3 protein-coding genes are annotated in these 1,575 nt (G+C 27.9%); all 3 read left to right on the forward strand.

What is annotated here, in order from left to right:
* Positions 1-190, forward strand: a 190-nt coding sequence (locus VK998_RS11835) for an iron hydrogenase small subunit (protein WP_325228584.1), incomplete at its 5' end; no start/stop codon positions are given.
* A 106-nt stretch (positions 191-296) separates the two neighbouring features.
* Positions 297-1,271, forward strand: coding sequence for an ABC transporter substrate-binding protein (locus VK998_RS11840; RefSeq protein WP_325228586.1), 975 nt, complete (start codon positions 297-299; stop codon positions 1,269-1,271).
* A partial coding sequence (locus VK998_RS11845) for a hypothetical protein (protein ID WP_349254926.1) occupies positions 1,246-1,575 on the forward strand: 330 nt, incomplete at its 3' end. The genes VK998_RS11840 and VK998_RS11845, both read left to right, overlap by 26 nt.

The raw sequence follows: 1,575 nt of genomic DNA on the forward strand, positions 1-1,575 counted from the left end.
AGCTGGTGAACGAGCTGATGTGCTATATGGTTTAGATAAAATAAATCATATTCGTTTTTCTCATGAGAATCCATCAGTAATCAAATGTTATGAAGACTATCTTCAAAAACCTTTATCTCATCGTTCCCATAGTTTACTCCATACAGATCATCACGCTTGGGAAATGAACATAACACCTAAAAAACCATAATTATAAAACCTCTAGGTATTTTTTATACTTAGAGGTTTTGTAAAAATTTAAATTATATTAATGTAATTGCTATATAATTTGTTAAATTTATAAGGGGTGTATAAAAATGAACAAAAAATTATTGTGTTTATTATATTTAATGATAATATTTTTACTAATTACTAGTTGTGTAACTAAGGAAGTTAAAGAACCTGAAACTATTAATTTTTGTTTTAGGGAAGGAATTCCAGCTTTAACTGTTGTTAAACTTATGAAAGAAGCTCCTACCATTGATGAAAATATTTCTATTAGTTATGAAATACAAAAATCTCCTGATTTATTAATAACTCAAATATTAAAAGAAGAGGCCGATATTGCAATTGTTCCATCAAATTTAGCAGCTCAAGCTTTTAATAAAGGTTTATCCTATAAACTAGCAGGAACTTCCTCCTGGGGAACTTTATATTTAGCCAGTACAGAAGATATTAAAGATTTTCAGGAACTAAAAAACAAGGAGATATACTCTTTTGGAAAAGGGCTTACTCCAGATTTAGTGCTGAGACTTATTCTTTCAGAAAATGGAATAATTCCAGATGAAGATCTAAAAATCACCTATTTAAATGCAGCCTCTGATGTGGGGCCTATATTTATAAGTGGTAAAGCTGACATAGCTCTTTTGGCAGAGCCTTTAGCAACTAATGTAATGATGAAAAAAGAGAATACTAGAATAATATATGACTTAAATGAGGAGTGGAGTAAGATTACTGGAGCTGATAAAGGTTATCCTCAAGCTAGTTTAATAATCAAAGCAGATCTAATTGAAAACAACCCAGATTTTGTTAAAGAATTTATCAACATATATGAAGAAAGTATCCAGTGGGCGAAAGATAATCCAGAAAAATTAGGAGATTATGCAGAAGAATTAGAATTAGGAGTAAAAAAAGAAACTATAGTGGAAGGAATAGAAAGAATTAATATAGGTTCTTTTCCCATTAATAATAGCAAGAGGGAATATCAAATTTATTTTGAGGCCATTATGGATTTTTCACCAGACTTTATAGGAGGAAAACTTCCTGATGAAGAGATTTATTTTGAAAGATAGAAAATTATCTATTATGTCAAAGATTATAATAATAGGTATTTGGGTACTATTATCTAAAATTATAGACAATGAAATAATATTTCCTACAATTAAAAGTACTATTATTAGTCTAATATATACCGTTAAAGATCCAAGCTTTTTTAATATAATAAAATATTCTTTAGTAAGAAGTTTAATTGGTTTTTTAGTTTCTTCATTTTTGGCAATTTTCATAGGAATTTTATCTAGTGTTTCTAAATTTATATATAACTTTATGGCACCTATATTAAAACTATTAAGTACTGTACCTACTATAGCTATAATT

It is taken from the genome of Schnuerera sp. (genome assembly GCF_035459645.1).
GTDB lineage: Bacteria > Bacillota > Clostridia > Tissierellales > Tepidimicrobiaceae > Schnuerera.

What these genes read in the sequence shown, in the direction of transcription:
- VK998_RS11840 (WP_325228586.1), top strand. Translation starts at nt 297, where the DNA reads ATGAACAAAAAATTATTGTGTTTATTATATTTAATGATAATATTTTTA.